General features: G+C 45.4%; 18 protein-coding genes. 7 read left to right on the top strand and 11 right to left on the bottom strand.

The window, feature by feature from the left end:
* Nucleotide 1: 1 nt before the first annotated feature.
* A complete protein-coding gene (locus tag HWN40_RS02305; RefSeq protein ID WP_176964244.1) occupies nucleotides 2–733 on the bottom strand; it encodes a DNA alkylation repair protein in 732 nt (243 codons plus the stop codon).
* 135 nt (nucleotides 734–868) lie between these two features.
* Here HWN40_RS02305 and HWN40_RS02300 point away from each other — a divergent pair, with 135 nt between their 5' ends.
* Both HWN40_RS02300 and HWN40_RS02295 read left to right on the top strand, forming a co-directional pair.
* Nucleotides 869–1,990, top strand: a complete 1,122-nt coding sequence (locus HWN40_RS02300; RefSeq protein ID WP_176964243.1) for a hypothetical protein — start codon at nucleotides 869–871, stop codon at nucleotides 1,988–1,990.
* A 7-nt stretch (nucleotides 1,991–1,997) separates the two neighbouring features.
* Nucleotides 1,998–3,170: an ABC transporter permease gene (locus tag HWN40_RS02295; protein WP_176964242.1), complete on the top strand. Its 1,173-nt coding sequence runs from the start codon at nucleotides 1,998–2,000 to the stop codon at nucleotides 3,168–3,170.
* A gap of 22 nt (nucleotides 3,171–3,192) precedes the next feature.
* Here the strand turns inward: HWN40_RS02295 and HWN40_RS02290 are convergent, their stop codons facing one another.
* From HWN40_RS02290 to HWN40_RS02280, 3 genes are all read right to left on the bottom strand, one after another.
* Complete coding sequence (locus tag HWN40_RS02290) at nucleotides 3,193–3,612, bottom strand: inorganic diphosphatase (protein WP_176964241.1); 420 nt, start codon at nucleotides 3,610–3,612, stop codon at nucleotides 3,193–3,195.
* A gap of 213 nt (nucleotides 3,613–3,825) precedes the next feature.
* Nucleotides 3,826–4,995, bottom strand: a complete 1,170-nt coding sequence (locus tag HWN40_RS02285; protein ID WP_176964240.1) for an ABC transporter permease — start codon at nucleotides 4,993–4,995, stop codon at nucleotides 3,826–3,828.
* Nucleotides 4,996–5,079: 84 nt separating this feature from the next.
* Nucleotides 5,080–5,706 carry a LysE family translocator gene (locus HWN40_RS02280; protein WP_176964239.1) on the bottom strand — a complete coding sequence of 209 codons (627 nt, stop codon included), beginning with the start codon at nucleotides 5,704–5,706 and terminating at the stop codon, nucleotides 5,080–5,082.
* 267 nt (nucleotides 5,707–5,973) lie between these two features.
* On the opposite strand from HWN40_RS02280, the gene HWN40_RS02275 reads away from it, so the two are divergent.
* Nucleotides 5,974–7,224: a nickel-dependent lactate racemase family protein gene (locus tag HWN40_RS02275; protein WP_176966239.1), complete on the top strand. Its 1,251-nt coding sequence runs from the start codon at nucleotides 5,974–5,976 to the stop codon at nucleotides 7,222–7,224.
* A gap of 22 nt (nucleotides 7,225–7,246) precedes the next feature.
* Here HWN40_RS02275 and eno read toward each other — a convergent pair whose 3' ends face one another.
* Complete coding sequence (eno, locus tag HWN40_RS02270) at nucleotides 7,247–8,521, bottom strand: phosphopyruvate hydratase (RefSeq protein ID WP_176964238.1); 1,275 nt, start codon at nucleotides 8,519–8,521, stop codon at nucleotides 7,247–7,249.
* 143 nt (nucleotides 8,522–8,664) lie between these two features.
* Between eno and mreA the strand changes: the two genes are divergently transcribed.
* Nucleotides 8,665–9,048, top strand: a complete 384-nt coding sequence (gene mreA, locus HWN40_RS02260) for an MreA family transcriptional regulator (protein WP_176964237.1) — start codon at nucleotides 8,665–8,667, stop codon at nucleotides 9,046–9,048.
* Nucleotides 9,049–9,051: 3 nt separating this feature from the next.
* Here mreA and HWN40_RS02255 read toward each other — a convergent pair whose 3' ends face one another.
* The 5 genes from HWN40_RS02255 to nadC all read right to left on the bottom strand — a co-directional run bounded on the left by HWN40_RS02255 (nucleotide 9,052) and on the right by nadC (nucleotide 13,756).
* Entirely contained in the window at nucleotides 9,052–9,519 is a 468-nt protein-coding gene (locus HWN40_RS02255) for a PPC domain-containing DNA-binding protein (protein ID WP_343044093.1), read from the bottom strand.
* Complete coding sequence (locus HWN40_RS02250; protein ID WP_176964236.1) at nucleotides 9,506–10,201, bottom strand: ABC transporter ATP-binding protein; 696 nt, start codon at nucleotides 10,199–10,201, stop codon at nucleotides 9,506–9,508. Before HWN40_RS02250 ends, HWN40_RS02255 begins: the two co-directional genes overlap by 14 nt.
* A gap of 148 nt (nucleotides 10,202–10,349) precedes the next feature.
* Nucleotides 10,350–11,456 (bottom strand): FtsZ/tubulin family protein, encoded by a 1,107-nt coding sequence (locus HWN40_RS02245; protein ID WP_176964235.1) that lies wholly within the window; start codon nucleotides 11,454–11,456, stop codon nucleotides 10,350–10,352.
* Between the two features lie 76 nt (nucleotides 11,457–11,532).
* A complete protein-coding gene (locus HWN40_RS02240) occupies nucleotides 11,533–12,798 on the bottom strand; it encodes a BatD family protein (RefSeq protein WP_176964234.1) in 1,266 nt (421 codons plus the stop codon).
* Nucleotides 12,799–12,931: 133 nt separating this feature from the next.
* On the bottom strand, nucleotides 12,932–13,756 hold the full coding sequence (gene nadC / locus HWN40_RS02235) for a carboxylating nicotinate-nucleotide diphosphorylase (protein WP_176964233.1): 825 nt from the start codon (nucleotides 13,754–13,756) through the stop codon (nucleotides 12,932–12,934).
* A 129-nt stretch (nucleotides 13,757–13,885) separates the two neighbouring features.
* Between nadC and HWN40_RS02230 the strand changes: the two genes are divergently transcribed.
* From HWN40_RS02230 to HWN40_RS02220, 3 genes are all read left to right on the top strand, one after another.
* Complete coding sequence (locus tag HWN40_RS02230; RefSeq protein ID WP_176964232.1) at nucleotides 13,886–14,701, top strand: aspartate dehydrogenase; 816 nt, start codon at nucleotides 13,886–13,888, stop codon at nucleotides 14,699–14,701.
* Between the two features lie 93 nt (nucleotides 14,702–14,794).
* On the top strand, nucleotides 14,795–15,715 hold the full coding sequence (gene nadA, locus HWN40_RS02225; RefSeq protein WP_176964231.1) for a quinolinate synthase NadA: 921 nt from the start codon (nucleotides 14,795–14,797) through the stop codon (nucleotides 15,713–15,715).
* Between the two features lie 13 nt (nucleotides 15,716–15,728).
* Nucleotides 15,729–16,580 carry a geranylgeranylglycerol-phosphate geranylgeranyltransferase gene (locus tag HWN40_RS02220; RefSeq protein ID WP_176964230.1) on the top strand — a complete coding sequence of 284 codons (852 nt, stop codon included), beginning with the start codon at nucleotides 15,729–15,731 and terminating at the stop codon, nucleotides 16,578–16,580.
* Here the strand turns inward: HWN40_RS02220 and HWN40_RS02215 are convergent, their stop codons facing one another.
* Nucleotides 16,581–17,795, bottom strand: a complete 1,215-nt coding sequence (locus HWN40_RS02215) for a methionine adenosyltransferase (RefSeq protein WP_176964229.1) — start codon at nucleotides 17,793–17,795, stop codon at nucleotides 16,581–16,583. It abuts the gene before it with no gap.
* Between the last annotated feature and the right edge of the window lie 21 nt (nucleotides 17,796–17,816).

The following is a 17,816-nucleotide window of genomic DNA, read 5'->3' as shown; positions in this document are numbered from 1 at the left end:
TTCAGGTTTTACTTCCCGGATTTATTTTTTTTGACCGGGCTTTCTTCTCTATTATTTTTATAGTCTTCTCATTGGTTAGTTCCCGGATAGCGTCCCTTGCTATCCATCCCGCAGCCTTGCAGTCGATTGAAAGCAGTTCATTCGCGGCTTCAAGAGATTTTGAGTTAAGATACAGATTTCTTTTTCCTATCTGCCGGAGCGCCCAGTTAACAGCTTTTTTAACATAGTTGCGGGCATCACAGGACTCGCGTACAATAAAAGGGAAAAATTGCTCAAATACATCATCGCCTGCTTTTTTATCACTCACCGCCAGGCGGGCCATGAGCACAAAACCCGCCCTCTTCACGAATTCTTCTTCTCTTGAACTCCACTCTTTAGCTTTTTCATATGCAAAAGGAGTTTTCCCAAAAAGGTTCATGCAACACTGATCACATATCTCCCAGTAATCAAATTCCCTTACCCACTCTTCCATCTGTCTTTCTGTAACCATATCAGGCGGACAGATCATGCTGGCAAGGATACGGGTTTCACGGTAATTATTCTCCCATAGAAGAAGAGCCAGATCATAATCCCTGCCTGATTCCTTGGCAAGCCTGCGCAACTCGGGGATGGACACACCAAAGGCCTTCCCGGGAGTTATGCCAAAACCGGCCATTCCCTCTATTGCACCGGGATCGGAAAGTGATTCCAGTCTTTCGATGATCTTATGGTATTTTTCACCTGTAGCATCCATACATATTCCTTAATTCCGGAACAGACATCCTGTAATTTATTCTATATTAAAATTTAAAGAAGTACTCTTCATAAAAATGCATTGCTATAAATACTATCACTGAATAAATTTGATTTAAATTACAGGAGCCTCAAAATGCTTAAACTGCTGAAAATGCGACTTTTTCTTGTTTTCCTGATATCCTTCTTGTTGATGCTTGCTTTTAGCGGTAGCTCACTTGCCCAGGAATGTCCTGAAGATACCGGAATAGGTATCACTGATTTCTATTCTGACATCGAGAGTGGTGACCTGACAGTATATTCCGCAACAGAGCTTGAAGGAATGGAACTTGAACTCTCGCTAGAGCATGAAGGCGAAGTACTTGATGAAAAGACGCTTCCGGTCAGAAGAGTTGCTCCCGGCTCAAACGCAATAAAGGTCTTCGAGTGGGATACGGACACCAGGGATGACGGCAGATACACAGTAGATGTACGGATATTGAAAGATGACTGCGAACTGTACACCAATACTTACTCTTTTGTACATGGCAGGCAGGTCATCCCGAGGGTAACTGTCGATGATCTCATTGCCAATTCCGAGGGTTTCAGCCTTATGATCACTCCTGTACAGCCTGTTCTCGTTGATGTAAACTACATGCTTGTAGACGGCTCTGACGTTATATACATGAACGAGCAGGAGAGAGTTGCCCTGAACACAGTGCCACTGGAGGTAAGTGAACAGTGGAATACACTGCTGGAAAACGGCAGGGAATACAAAGGCCGGGTTAAGGTCAAAATGTACACTCCATCCGATGTCATTGGATCCATGCAGGAATTCACTGCAAAGGATGATGTTTTCATAAGTGATACCTATCAGGATGAAATTGGTGCCAGCGCAACCATAGATGGCATTTCACAGGTTCCCTTCGAAGGTTCGGTAAGATTCACGGTCATGAATAACGATGGTAGTGGAACTATTATTGAGAGCATTGTCCGGGATTCCCCTATACTTCTCAGTGGTGATGACGAAACGGTAGAGGCAATATGGGAAGAAAGACTTCCGGAAGGGACCTACAGGTTGAGCATAGAGGTCATAGGCAATGATGGTGACCTGCTTGATGTCAAAGAAACTATCATTGAAGCCGAAGCACCACGCAATGTGACAAATACTACTAACGAAACTGAGACCACAAATCAAAGTCCCGGTTTCCTCGGGACCCATTCAATTGTTATCATCGTTGCAGCCATTTTTGTTCTCAGGCTGAAGAAAAGGTGGTAGACACCGGATGCGTTACGAGCTCTTCATCGCAATCCGGCATATAGTAGCAAGAAAACGTCAGACTATACTTTCAGTTGCAGCTATCGGGCTGGCCGTAATGATCTTACTTGTTTCACAGGCGTTCATGGCAGGTTTTACCCAGGAACTCTATGACAAGACCGTAGCCAACCTGCCCCATGTAACAGTGTCGCCCCGGGAAGGTGATGACTACATCCACCTCTACCAGAACATTGTCACTAAGATAAACAGCATGGATGAAGTGGTGGCTTCATCTCCATACCTGGTGGGGGAAGCTTCTTTCGAGTTCAGGGACAATACCAATAACGCGGCGCTTAAAGGTGTCATCCCCCCGGAGGAAGAGGCGGTTGCCCACGTTCAACAGGATGTGATCGTGGGAAGCTTTGAAGAGCTTGCATATTCCACAAATACCATCATGATCGGGGACGACCTTGCAGATGATCTCGAAGTTGAGCCAGGGGATTCGGTGGAAGTATCGTTCCCGAATGCAAATACGCTTTCTTTGGAAGTCATAGCGATATTCGATACCGGGACACCAGTGGATGAAAGCCTGACCTATACATCCCTTGAGACGGCCCAGAGATTCTTTGATACGGGCAATGTCATCAACGGCATATCCCTGAGGCTGGTGGACTATAATCAGGATCAACAGGTCGCATCCACTATACAGGCAGAAGGCTACGATGCAAGCGGCTGGACCGAGACCAATCCCGAGATACTGAGAACCATTGCTATTGAAAGCACATCCAACAACATTACACTGGGTTTTATCCTGCTTATTGCATCATTCGGAGTGGTAAGTACGCTTAACATGGTCGTGATGGGTAAAATCAGAGAGATAGGCATCCTCATGGCAATGGGTGCCAATAAATCCAATATAAGAATGATCTTTTTGATGGAAAGTGGCCTGCTGGGACTTGCAGGTGCATTACTTGGCACAGTTGCAGGCATTATTATTGCACTTGCCATAGGCAACTATGAGGTTCCCCAGGGAGCATACGAAGGAACACTGGAAGGCATTTCGTACATACCTGTAATAATAAGACCACTGGACGTGCTCATCATAATAACTGCCGTCTTCCTGCTGAACCTGATTGCAGGGATCTACCCCGCACAGCGTGCAGCCAGTTTTGACCCTGTGACGGCGATATCTGCAAAATGAAAAAGAATATCTTTGCAGGGAGCTACTCAAAACCCCGGGTAGAGACAGGAAAGTCAATACCTTCAAATCTGCATCTTGCTAATTTCTTTTCAAACAACAGATATAGAAAGAACTTGAACATTGCATACAGACGGAAGTAGAGCGAGAACAGAGTTACCGGGAAGGGGCCATCGATATACACTATATGTTTGTCATCACGCAACGAATCGTCAGTAAAACGAACGATACCGTCAAAATGTGATCTTTCAAGAACAGTGCCCTGCTCCATACGAGGACCGACGATGATAACATCTTTTTCCATGCCATCCTCGCTCAGACTGTTTTCCACAAATCCATAATTAAAAAGGACCGGTATCGGGGAAAAGAACTCTATATTGAATCTAGACCCTACCTTGTGATATTTCAGAAAACTGTACTTGGGGGTCTCTACCAGAATTCTCATGTGAGCATATTGGTAAAGATACTACAAAAAAGTAACATAGGAGTGCGAACGGGAAGAAGGGTTGAATGCACAGGTTGGTGACATTGGTTTGTGTGGAGAGGTACTAGAAAACCCGTTCGCAATTATACAAACGACATTATAGGATAAAAATATTTCGTCTCCATACGAACAAAACATACAGAAGAAAAAGTAAGTGAAAAGATACGGATCATATCATTCACTTTCGATAGCTTCAACCGGATCCAGCCGGGCGGCACGCCTTGCAGGATAGACGGCTGCGACTATGTTGATCAGGAAGGAAAAGATGATCGCATAGACAAAGTTAAGCGGATCCAGCTTGAGAGGAAGCGTGGTCAGCCCGTAATACGTCTCACTTGGTATGTCTATGGGGTAAGCTAAAAGCAGAACTGTGCCCAGATATCCGAAAACACATCCCAATAGAACACCCATGGTTCCCAGGATCAATGATTCCAGCAGGAAGATCCTTGTTATATGCCCTCTGGATGTGCCCATGGCCATCAACATACCAATCTCCTTTTTCTTGTCCATTACGACAGTGATAAGGGTGTTCGCAACTCCAAAGCCTGCGATCGCATAGATAAGTCCGTAAAAGACCCATACGATTGCTACCTGAGTGTTGATTAACTCAAGTATCTGACTGTTAGCCTCGATCCAGCTCACTGCATCAAGGCCGGTATCGGATTCTATGGACTGTGCGATTACATCTGCCTGGTAGGGGTCCCTGACCCTTACGTTCATGTTACTGGCAACCCCGCTCTCACCAAAGAAATCCTGTACGGTATCAAAACGTGCATATGCAGTACTTTCATCTGCAGGTGTACCACTGTCAAATATTCCCACTATCCGGAAGGATCTTGGTTCGCTTGTCGGAATAACTGCATCCACATTGTCCCCTACGACAACATCAAGGTCTTCCGCAAGATTGTCACCGATCACAATACCGTTATTAGTTCTTGAGATCTCAAAAAGGTCCCCTGAAACAATGTCATTTTCAATATTCACAACAGCATTCTCTGCCACCGGATCTATACCCAGGAGATCCACGCCTTCAGCGTTATCCCGGTACTGCAATGCAGCCTGTCCCGAAAAAACAGTGGACACTGCCATGACACCTTCAGTGTTTCTGATCACTTCTGAATAATAACCGGAAAAGTGAATGAATTCCTGATCATCTTCCTGGGGACTTATGATGATGTGAGGAGAATTCTCCACAGTTGTAGATATGAGCTCATCTGTAAATCCACTCATAAGGGACATCAGAACAACAATTACACCTATGGCCAGAGCTACGGCGAAAATTGCAAAGAAAGTCAGCCTTTTGCGTGCACTGATATGCCTCAGGGCTATTTGAAGTTCGTACATGATTGTCCCGGAATCTGTAATGATAGTTGGTATGTCCACTTATAATATGTTTCGTATGTGCACTGAAAACAGATAAAGCAGGACTTATCTGCCGGAAATTGCAAGCTCCAGCCCTATAAAGGAGAATATGCCTGCCTTTGCCCAGTTGACATACCTGCCAACCCCCGGTCTCTCCATGATCTTAACACCGATATATCCTGCAAACATTGAAACCATGAAGAACACGACCAGCGCCTGAATCAGGAAGACCATACCAAGAAATATCATCTGGTAGGGAATATTGCCTGCATCCAGGTTCACGAACTGCGGCAAAAAAGCCAGGAAGAACAGAGAGACCTTGGGATTCAGCAAATTCATGAATATTCCCCTCCTGTACAGAAGAGAAAGGTCCTTCTCCCCCTCTACACCGGAAGATATGAAACGGTCATCTTCCTTCAGTGATTTGTATGCAAGGTAGAGCAGATATATTGCACCTGCATACTTCAGAATACTGAAAGCAAGGGCGGAATTATAAAGAATAGCAGATACACCCAGTGCTGCGGCAGTAGTATGGAACAACAATCCTGTGCACAGACCGCCTGCTGTTGCCATGCCAGCCTTTTTTCCGCGTGAGATGCTCTGGGTCAGTACGAAAAGTATATCCGGACCCGGCAGAAGCGTGAGGGCCACGGATGCTGCAATGAAGTACAGGAGCTGTGCGGGTTCTATCAAATACTCACCAGGATTCAGAATCCTGGTCTATGTTAAATAAAAGTTGTGACACAAGTGTTCATTTCGGACATACCGGATATATCATTCAGATGTACAGTACAAAAATGATATAAGCAAGCTTATCTGTATAGAAATTGACCACTGACATAATCATACCGGGATCAAAACCCGACCATAACCAATAGAAGTGTATCTATTCTTAAAGGTTGGATACAGGCCGGATGGTTTCAGTCTAACTGAACTGTTCTTAATCAAGAGGGTGATTTTATCAAAGTAAAGATACCTTACGGAAAAGATTACGTGGATCTGAACGTAGACATAGATCACGAAGTTATTCAACCTAATGAAGTAGAAGTGGAAACCGAATCCGAAATAATTTCCAGAGCACTTGAAAACCCTGTGGAGATGGATTCCCTGAAGGATTTCGTAGCCGGTAGCGACAAACTGTTAATACTTGTGAATGACGCCACCAGACCGACACCTACAGCAAAAGTGCTTCTGGAGATGAGAGACACCCTCAGGGACCATAAGGATGTCAGGTTCCTTGTTGCCACGGGTGCACACAGGGGACCTACAGAAGAGGAATTCAGGTGCATTTTCGGAGAGGTGTACGACGAATTCAGGGACAGGATATTCGTGCACGATGCCCGCAAGGATGAAGACATGGAATTTCTTGGCATCTCAAGCAATGGCACGGAAATGTATCTCAACAAGATGGTGAAAGAAAGCAAGAACATCATTCCCATCGGAAGCGTGGAACCTCACTATTTTGCAGGTTATACCGGAGGGAGAAAATCATTCCTGCCGGGCGTGGCTTCATATAAGACGATCGAGATGAACCACAAGCATGCACTCTCTGACGCTGCACAGCCCCTTGCTGTAAAGGAGAACCCTGTTGCAGAAGACATGGATGATGCTATGAAATTACTTAAGGACCTGAACATCTTCTCCATACAGACCGTACTGACAGCAGATCATGGACTGTATGCAATGATCGCAGGTGACCTTTTCAGGACCTTTGATATTGCAGTTGAGAAGGCAAACGAAGTATTCGGTGCCAGATGCAAAAGGAAAGGCAATATTGTCCTTACGGCAGCTCCCTACCCCATGGATATAGACCTGTACCAGTCCCAGAAAGCGCTTGAAAATGGAAAGCTGGCACTTGAAGAAGGAGGAGTCATCATCCTGGTATCCAAATGCAGGGATGGTGTGGGTGATGATACTTTCCTTGATCTGCTCTGTTCTTCAAAAAGATGTAAAGATGTAATGGACAGGATAGAAGAAGGCTACAAACTGGGGTATCACAAAGCCGCTAAAATGGCACAGATAGGCATCTATGCGGAAATGTGGGCTGTTTCGGATCTTGACGATGATATACTGGAAAAGGCCAAACTCAAACCCTACAAAAATATACAGGAAACCTTTGACAGGGCGGTTGCGGAAATAAGAAATAAGGGGAAAGAACCCTATGCAGTCATCCTGCCACAGGGTAGCCTTACCGTCCCTCTTCTGGATTGAGATTTAAAAAGAAAAAGAAAGATCAGAGCTGCATGTAGCGTGCAACATCTCCCAGGTCTTCCTCGATCCTGAGAAGCTGGTTGTACTTTGCAGTTCTTTCACTTCTTGCAGGTGCTCCTGTCTTAATAAGGTCAGCAGCGATCGCCACGGATATATCAGCGATTGTAGTATCCTCGGTCTCTGCGGAACGGTGGCTTACAACCACACTGTAGCCGTTACGCATTGCCATGTGTGCTGCATCCAGGGCTTCAGAAACGGAACCTATCTGGTTGACCTTGAGAAGGAGTGCATTACCTGCACACATTTCTATACCCTTTGCAAGACGTTCGACGTTGGTCACAAAGAGATCGTCACCTACGATAATGGTCTCCCATGCCTCAGATGTCAGGGCTGCGAAGTCCTCAAAGGATTCCTCATGGAACGGATCTTCTATCAATACTATCGGATAGGTCTCGATGAGATCAAGGTAGTAATCCACAAGTTCTGCAGGCTGGAGCAGTTTTCCGTCTATGGAATAGTTCTCTCCGTCAAAGAACTCGGATGCTGCAGCATCAAGACCAAGGGTGATCTCGGTTTCGCCGTATCCTGCCTCTTCGACCGCCTTGATAAGTGAATCAAGGGCATCACTGGTCATCTCAAGTGGAGGTGCATAACCGCCCTCGTAACCTACATTGGTGGCTGATGCACCGTATTTGTCTTCCAGTACCTTGCCAAGTGCATGATAGGTCTCGGTTCCCATGCGCAGGGCCTCTGTAAAGGATTCGGCACCCTTTGGCTGTATCATGAACTCCTGAATGGACAGCTCGTTACCTGCATGCTTTCCACCATTGAGCACGTTCATTGTGGGAACAGGCAGAGTATACGCATTAACTCCGCCAAGGTACCTGTATAATGGTGTGTTCAGGGAGTCTGCTGCAGCCTTTGCGACTGCCATGGAAACGCCGAGTATTGAATTAGCGCCAAGCTCCATCTTGTTATCCGTGCCGTCAAGGGCAAGCATCAAAGCATCGATCTCACGCTGATTCCTCACATCCATACCCAGAAGTTCGTTCTCGATGATGGTGGTTACGTTATCAACTGCGTCAAGTACACCTTTTCCACCGTAACGTTCTTCCTTGTCGCGCAACTCAAGTGCTTCGTTAGTTCCTGTGGATGCCCCGGAGGGAACACTTGCCCTGCCGAAGCCAGATGCCGTAAGAACATCCACTTCTACTGTAGGATTTCCTCTTGAATCCAGTATCTCTCTTGCCTGAATTTTTTGAATTCTGTATTTATTGTCTTCGCTAATATACGCCATCCTGATCCACCTTTAAATTTATACACCTACTTTGCAATTACCGTATATATTGTTACCGTTCATGATTAAACATGGCGCATGGATAACAGAAGCCATTTATATTCACATAAATTATATAAACTTAAAAGTATTATAGTAGTTAAATGAAATATGCAGAATTAAGTCTTTTAGACGGAAAAGGGTATGAGATCATTGAATTACTGCAGGGATTGGGTGTGCCGCGGACAGAATCCATATGTATAGCCTGTCTGGTCTGCGGAGAGGAATTGACATCACAGGATATCGAAAAAGCATCCGGTCTCAGGCAGCCAGAGGTAAGTATTGCCATGCGCCCCCTCAGGGAGAAGGAATGGATCGAGGAGCGCAATGAGAAAAAGAACAACGATAAGGGCAGGCCACTGAAGTACTACAAGCTTGTAGTACCTTTTGATTATATCGTTGAAACCTTTGAGACTGATTTCCTTAAAAAGAACAGGGAGATCGAAGAAGCTCTTGCACAACTTAAAGATCTAAGCTCAGGTTGCTGAGATCTATCTGCTGCCAAAGATAATCGGTGCGAATCCTCTGCCCTCATCGAATGATCTGATAGCAGATATCCCGGATATTTCCATAATAAAGACCTCCACCACCATAAAGATCTCACTTTTGCCCCGCATGCATCCGACAACAGGAGCTTTGCCCCTGCCTGCTGCGGAGTGAAGATGTATCTTTGGCTTTTCATTTTCTAAGAAGATGTTACCGACGCCTATGACCTCATGAACTTCATCCAGATTTTCCCACTGGATTTCAGGAGGAACTTTACTTTCTTTAGGACCAACAACAAGGTTTGCTTCCCTGACAGCTCCAAGCAGCACGAATACTGCGGACCTTATATCTTCAGTCTTTGCGAGATTCTCAAGTTCGTAAAGCAGGTCATCCCCGTGGTCCATCCTCACGGTAAATACCCTTCCTATTGATCCTTTTTCATATTCCATGGATTCACCATCAATCAACGTCATTATCTTCGTAGACCTTTCCGTCTACAAGCCTGATTATACGATCGGTCTTTTTTGCCATTTTCTCATCATGGGTCACCAGTATAAAGGTCTGGCCTTTATCACGATTGAGCTTTCTTAGCAGCTCGTATATCATATCACTGGATTTCGTATCGAGATTACCGGTTGGCTCGTCCCCGATAACGATACTGGGACCGTTCGCAAGTGCGCGGGCAACGGCGACCCTCTGTGCCTGTCCCCCGGATAACTGATTGGGACGATGGTCCATCCTGTTACCCAGGCCGACATCATCAAGCAGGCCGGATGCTATTTTTTTTGCCTCCTTTTTACTCTTTCCTGCAATCAGAAGCGGCATCATCACGTTCTCTACTGCGGAAAAGTCAGGCAGAAGATGGTGATACTGGAATATAAAACCCAGTATTTCGTTTCGTGCCTGTGAGCGCTCTTTTTCCGACATTTCAGTAATAACACGGCCATCTATGGTTATCTTACCTTCCGAAGGAGTATCCAGTATGCCTATCATATGCAAAAGAGTACTTTTTCCGGAACCCGATGGTCCTATGATAGACAGAAATTCTCCTTTACTGATATCAAGGTCTATACCATCCAGTGCACGTACTTCCACACCATTGGAATATATCTTGGAAAGGTTTCTGATCTCAATAATATTTGACTTGCCGTTCATTTTAAACACAGGGTTTCCAAGATAGATTTGGAGTTACACTATTTCAATGTATGTGATTTTTTTGAACCTGATAGAAAATACCACTTCAAAGCTTATACTCAAAAGTCAGGGATGTTATTAAAAAAAAGATGAGGAAAAAGAGCAGTGATCAGTAAGAAGGATCCATACCGTCTATCTGTGAGAATGCGCGGTCCACTTCCTTCTCGTTACTCACACGTTCCTTTTTCTGCTTCTCATAATTTATCGCATCAACTGCTATCGAATAAAGGTTCTCAAGCTCGGATGCGGATTCTAATGTAAGTACAGTGAGCACCTGAGGGAACTCTTCGTTCCGGACAATGATACCTTTGAAAACATGACCTACTGAGCTGGATAATTTTTCCACCTCGGCGGAGATATCGTCAATGCTCAGATATTTCCTGTCACCTTTGATTATCACCATGGACCTGCTTGCTTCATCATAGACATCCGTTGAAAACAGAAGTCCGGATGGTGACAGAGCCTGCCTGATAGCACTCTTGACCGGCATCTCGGAATCTGCCTCAAAGAAGCCTATGGTCGCAAGTCCCGCACCGCCACTCATAACGGTCTTGAAATCACCAAGGTCTGTGACCATCATCATTTCACTGTCAAGAGCATCCAGCAGGAAGAGAAGACGCCTGGCAATCATATCGTTTATGCCATTATAGGCGGATTCGACATTGCCTCCCATCTGTTTGAGGAACTGGTTGTCGGCAAGTATGATCCCGTCCACACCGCTCTCGCGTATGTCCCTTAGACAGAAAGCGGCATTCTGAAGATAGAGTGTACCTTCCTCCCTGAAGGGAAGAACCACAAGAGCATAGACCGGGAAATCGAATTTTTCCTTGAATTCCTTTATGAGCATGGGACTAAAGGAAGAACCGGTACCTCCTGAAGCTGAGGTCAGCACAAAGGCAACATCGAAGTTACCTCTCTCCTCTATCTGTTTCATGATGTGAGCCTTATTATCCTCAAAGACATGTTTTCCAACATTTCTGTTGGCTCCCACACCATGCAGGTGAGGAATGTGGATCCTGTCCTTTGCCTTTGTGAATTTCATCTCTTTTAAGTCATTGATAGCAGTGTTGATGGCAATGGTCTCTACATTGCTTTTGTATTTTTGCTGGGAGTAGAACTTGGCAAAGCGGCTTTTTTTCCCGAATGCCTCCCTGTTAATGGCATCAAGTATACGGTTTCCGCACTGCCCGTTTCCGATGATGAGTACGTTGAGCAACTAAGTCCTCCTGATCTAAATTAAATATAATTTTTTTTATACAATATATACTTATTCTTTTCCATAATCGGACCTATCAGAACTTATATTGTTTATGCCTGTGATATATCCAGCCCGCTATTGCACCGATCAGAACCAGAGGTACCAGATAAACGTATACAGGTTGTTCGAAAAGGTGATCGTATTTGCCTTTTGTCACATAGATCTGATTCGTCGTCAGTGAGGAGCTGGCTTCCTGAATCTGGGAATCCACTCCGTTGTTGAACAGATAAGAACTCTCAGCGGTCAGTGTATAGGTTCCTTCTTCAGCAGCCTTCATATCGAAAAGTATCTCCTTTTCCTGCTGCACTCCGAAAGATTCCAGGTATATTGTGGGAACACCTGATATTACCTCAATACTTGAATCACCGCCAGTATATTCAATTCCATCCGGGACTATCAGCTTTACAGTTACAGCATTTGCCGGGGCATCACCGGTGTTCTTGATCCTGACAACACCCTGAAGATCGTTATTCCTGTCAACCGTGTATTTGTCGACCTCCATGGAAATATCAAGACTTGCATTCTTTGTTGCAGATGACCCTGTGACCGTAACAGTGGGCCTGTTGGAAGAAGCCTGGGGCATATCCTCATCTATTGAATTGGAATAGATCGCAGTGGTAGGTCCGAACGTATAAGTACCGGCTTCTGTAGCCTTCATTACGTATGTATAGACCAGACGGGTTTCGCCTTCCTGAAGAGATATCTGACCCGAAGGTGATACGAATGTCTGCTCCAGAATGAATTTAGGAGGGATATTGTCTGTAAAAACAACTTTCGTCGCTTTATCATCACCTGTGTTCTTTGCGGATATCTTCACGGTAACAGTATCTCCCACATCAACAGTTGAAGGCTCTACTGTCTTGGTGATCTCAATTACCGGGGTACCGGAGAATTCTGCTTCACTGTGACCTCCGTCCACAACACCAAGTGTTCTGCTGTTGATGAAATCATCATCTGTCACAGTTATCAACAGTTTTGCCTGGGGTATGACACCTGAATACACTGAGATCACGGTCAGCTCTACATCCTCACCTTCTATTTCGAACTCAAACGAACCATCCTCAGAGATCAGTTTATCATACTTGGGGTCCTTGGCGTCTCCTTCATATATCTGTATTATAGCAGATTCCTGACTTGGGAAGACTTCGGCTACATCGATCACGTAATCATTGATCTGATAACCGTCACCCTCTGAGATCGTATCGTTATACAGTACTTTACCGGAGGCACCACCTGCAGACACCAGGATAAAAAACAGAAACAGTGATGCGAGTATGATTGTTTTCCTAAAATTAAGCATATTCCCTCAGGTTTATAGAATATTTATTACCATTATTTGCGTTGTGTGATAAATATGTGGAGTTTAATATAAACCTTATGATTATGAGCAAATTCACATTTGCCATATCATGCATATGTTTTTACAAAGTAGGTTAAGAAGTGAACTCAAGGCTTATGTCCACCCACCGAGCCTGATGTATAATAGATCCCATTGATATTACATCGACACCTGTCTTTGCATATTCTTCAAGGTTCCCGGGGCCTATGCCCCCTGAAACCTCAATTATTATATGTTCGGGTACAGATGCTTTTCTCAGGGCTTCCATGGTTTTTATGACAGTAGCGGGGGCCATATTGTCAAGCATGATAATGTCAGCTCCAAATCCTGCAGCCAGCAGAGCATCATCTGTGGATTCCACCTCCACCTCTATCTTCTGGGTGAAACTTGCTTTTTTCCTTGCGGATTCAATTGCTGATTCAATACCCATCATCTTAACATGATTGTCCTTGATCATGACCGCATCTGAGAGATTGAAACGATGAGGGTCGCCACCGCCTGCGATTACCGCCTTCTTCTCGTACTCACGCAGTCCAGGAGTGGTCTTTCTTGTACATGCGACCTTTGTATCCGAGAACTTCCTGACGGTATCGACACAGCTACGTGTAAGTGTTGCTATACCGCACAGATGCCCCAGGAAATTCAGCACCACGCGCTCAGACCTGAGTATGGATACGGAGCTTCCACGCAGGGAAAATATCCGACTTCCCTTTTTAACAGTGTCACCCTGCTTATATTCGGTTTCAGCAAGTATGCCCAGATAATTGAAGAACTCCATAGCAATATCCAGACCTGCAAGGGTACAGTCCTCCTTCGTGAAAATAACAGCCCGGACTTCCCTGTCAGGAACAAGTGTACAGGAGATATCATTGTATCCAAGATCCTCCCTTAGATAATATTCAACATCAGATCTCAGCATGCTTTCACCTCGCAGTAATTAGCTTCAAGAGATTTATATGCTTTTAATGTATTAAGGAAAACCTACTTAAGCAATCAATATAAGCTGTAATGAAAATGAGAATCGATAGTGCGATTCCGGGAGATCATAATGCTCAGAATAGGAGTGATAGGCTGCGGTACCATTGGAACAAGCATTTGCAGAGCCGTTGATGATGGCATGATCGAAGCCGAGCTGGTTGCCGTTTATGACAGGCATACAGAAGGTGTAGAAAAGCTGAAAAGCTCACTGAAGAACTGCAGACCTGAAACTCTTGAAGTGATGGAGATGTCCAGACAGATTGATCTTCTGGTAGAATGTGCTTCACAGGAAGCCGTCTATGAGATGATACCTGTTGCACTTGCAGCACACTGCGATGTAATGATCATGAGTGTGGGAGCCCTTGCAGATGATAAGCTCCACAGGACCATAGAGAAACTGGCAAAGGACAATAATTGTAAGGTTTACCTGCCTTCAGGTGCCATTGTGGGTCTTGACGGACTCAAATCGGCAGCTGTTGAAGAAATATATTCTGTGACCCTGACAACGCAAAAACCACCGGGAGGACTTGCCGGAGCACCCTTTGTTATCAGAAATGACATAGACCTTGATAAGATAACAGGCAAGACTGTGCTTTTCGAAGGACCCGCGAGTGAAGCTGTAAGCGCTTTCCCTGCAAATGTAAACGTGGCAGCAAGTTTAAGCCTTGCAGGAATTGGTTTTGATAAAACAAAGGTCAGGATAGTTGCAAATCCTGCACTTACCCGCAATATCCACGAAATTACAGTTGAAGGTGCATTCGGAGAATTCACAACAAGGGTCGAGAATATACCTTCTCCCGCAAACCCCAGAAGCAGCTTTCTGGCACCACTTTCTGCGATCGCTACCCTGAAAAAGATTGTGAATCCCTTCCAGATAGGAACGTAAAGCAGGGCACAGATTTTTTCATTCCGGAGAACACTTCATCTAAGAGCAGGAACTGTGAATGATTGCAGGAAAGCACTATCTATCGGTGATCCCATGCAGGACATAAAAAAAACTATAGAGCAAATAAAAGATCTTAAAACCAGGAAAAACGCAGTGATCCTGGCTCACAATTATGAAAGAGGTGAGATACAGGACATTGCCGATTTTACAGGTGATTCACTGGGACTCAGCCAGCAGGCTGTAGATCAGGCTGCGGATATCATAGTGTTCTGCGGAGTTCACTTCATGGCAGAAAGTGCTGCCATACTGAGTCCACACAAGACCGTATTGCTGCCTGAGATCCATGCAGGCTGCCCCATGGCATCCATGGTCACCGCAGAGGCACTGAAAGCCGAGAAGCAAAAATACCCGGATGCTGCCGTTGTCTGTTATGTGAACTCAACAGCAGATGTCAAGTCAGAGAGCGATATCTGCTGCACATCAGCAAATGCAGTTGAAGTGGTAAATTCCCTTGAAGAGGAAGAAGTACTCTTTGTACCGGACAAGAACCTTGCGGACTATGTGGCCAGAAACAGCACTAAAAGAATAATTCCCTGGGAAGGCTATTGCCCGACCCACAACCAGATGCTGGCCAGTGACATCATCAGTGCAAAGCAGGCACATCCCGAAGCTGAAGTACTTGCACACCCAGAATGCCGCAGGGATGTACTTGAAATGGCTGACAGGGTTTTCAGTACTACGGGAATGTTAAACTATGCAAAAGAATCCTCAAAAACTGAGTTCATAATCGCCACGGAAAAAGGTATACTTCACAGGCTGGAGAAGGAGAATCCGGAAAAGCGATTCTATTATGCATCGGAATTTGCAGTATGTCCGGAAATGAAGGCCATTGATCTTGTTACTCTGCTGAATTCTCTGGAACAGATGCAGTATGTCATCACGGTACCCGAGGACATAAGAGTAAAAGCAAAACTTGCACTTGACAGGATGCTTGCGGTAAAAAGAAACAGATAGGCCTTGAAAAAATATGAATGCATATCTCAGGTTGATACGTTCCGGAAACTGCACCATGGCTGCAATAGCAGCAACAATAGGAGTATTAATTGTTTACAATATCCTGATATCCGGAGGTTTTGCAGGCATAGCATTTCCTTTTTTTGAATCAATACTGGTATTTCTCACAGTATTCCTGATAACCGGAGCAGGAAACGCCATCAATGATTATTATGATATTGATATCGACCGGATCAACAAACCTGACAGACCGATACCCTCCGGCAGAATTGGCCTGTCCACAGCTCTTTACTTTTCACTGGCTCTGTTTGCACTTGGCACCTTGTTCGCTTTTATGATCAATCCGGTCTGTGGAATTATTGCACTTATCAATTCACTATTATTGATATACTATGCAAGGACACTTAAGCGCACGGCATTTCTCGGAAATCTGGCTGTGGGTTACCTTACGGGATCTACCTTCCTTTTCGGAGGAGCGGTCTTTTTTGAGAGAGGAGGTCTGGAAGACGTGTTCATTCTCTTCCTGCTTGCCACCCTTGCAACCATTGCCAGGGAGATCGTGAAAGATATAGAAGATATTGATGGCGATATGAGGGACGGTGCACGCACACTCCCAATAGTCATCGGCCCCGGAAAAGCTGCAGATATAGCGGCTCTGATAGGCCTTGTAGCCGTGATCACTAGTCCCCTGCCGTACCTTCAGTCCATAATGAGTGTCAGATACCTGTTCCTGGTAGCTATTGCCGACCTGCTGTTCGCTGTTGCTGTCTACGAGATTCTCGGGAAGAACAATCCGGGAAAATCATCCCGGATGTTCAAACTTGCAATGGCCTTTGCCCTGATATCCTTTATTGCAGGTGCCTGATCAGTAGAGGGGTACCATTCCCCTGGCAAGTTCCATTGTAAACTCACCTATATTCTCCAGTTCCCTGTCTATTACTTCGGTAACTTCGTCCTGTACGGATTCCACGCTACCCTTTTTCATTATGATCTGTGCAGCAGCCACCTTGGGTCGGTCTATAGGAGCGCCGATATCGCTCAAAAGCCAGACATATGCCTCCTCCACATCGGGAACGGCTGTGTATATCCTGTCGGCTATGCGATGCGAGAGAGCATTGTATATCTTACCCACATGGCTCACCGGGTTCTTTCCCGCAGCAGCCTCGCTGCTCACGGGACGGTTCAGAGGGATTATTCCGTTTACCCTGTTACCACGGCCCACCTGTCCGCAATCGGCGTCTTCTGCTGATGTACCTGTGACGGTGGTATATATCCCGTTCATTCCACGACCCGGCATGTCAAGATTGTTAAGCGAGAAAGTCACGTCCATAGAAACCTTGTTTTCCTCCACATAATCGGCTATGAAAGTATTGATAGCGTCTGTGAGGTCTTCCTTCACACGGAAATAGTGCTCCTCAGAATCAAGAAAACGATCGACCACAGGCATTGCCACTGTCAGGTCAAGGTCACTGTCTTTTCTCACACCCATTACCTTGATGTCCTCCCCGGACTCGGGATATTTCTCCTTGAAATCAGGAGAATTCAGGTACTTTTCAGTATCCAGAACCATTTTCTCGGTGAAAGAAAGAGGAGCATAGCCAACAGCTGCGGAAGTATCGTTGGAGCCCAGCATTTTCTCCTTCCTTCTGAAAATATCGGTCAGTTCTGCAGAACCCGGTTTCAGTTCCACCTGGTAGTCCAGGAATTCGGGTTCCACGAATCGCAGGTTCTCATCAAACCACCGGCCTGCGGTATCAACGGCTATACTGTTGACATCGATATCCTTTCCCTCTGCCGAGAACGTGGCGCGGTCCCCGATAACAAGCAACATGGGATGGGTTACCATGCCACCACCAAAGATACCTGTTACTTCACCTGCCACGAGCAGGCATTTATCGATATTATGATGCAGTATTTCCCCGAATTCCTGCAGATATTCCTCAGAGAGTCTTACTGATATGTTGTCCATTACAGCATCACAAATACTGTCAGGATGCCCCATACCTTTCCGTTCCACTATCTCAAGCTGTTGTGCTGCCGCACAGCTTGCCCTGAATTCCTCTACTGTTATGTTTCTCAAAGATATACCCCCATATACCTG

The sequence above is a fragment of the Methanolobus zinderi genome (genome assembly GCF_013388255.1).
Classification (GTDB): Archaea; Halobacteriota; Methanosarcinia; order Methanosarcinales; family Methanosarcinaceae; genus Methanolobus; species Methanolobus zinderi.
The sequence above is the reverse complement of the archived record's forward strand: the minus strand, read 5'-3'. Positions and strand labels throughout refer to the sequence as shown.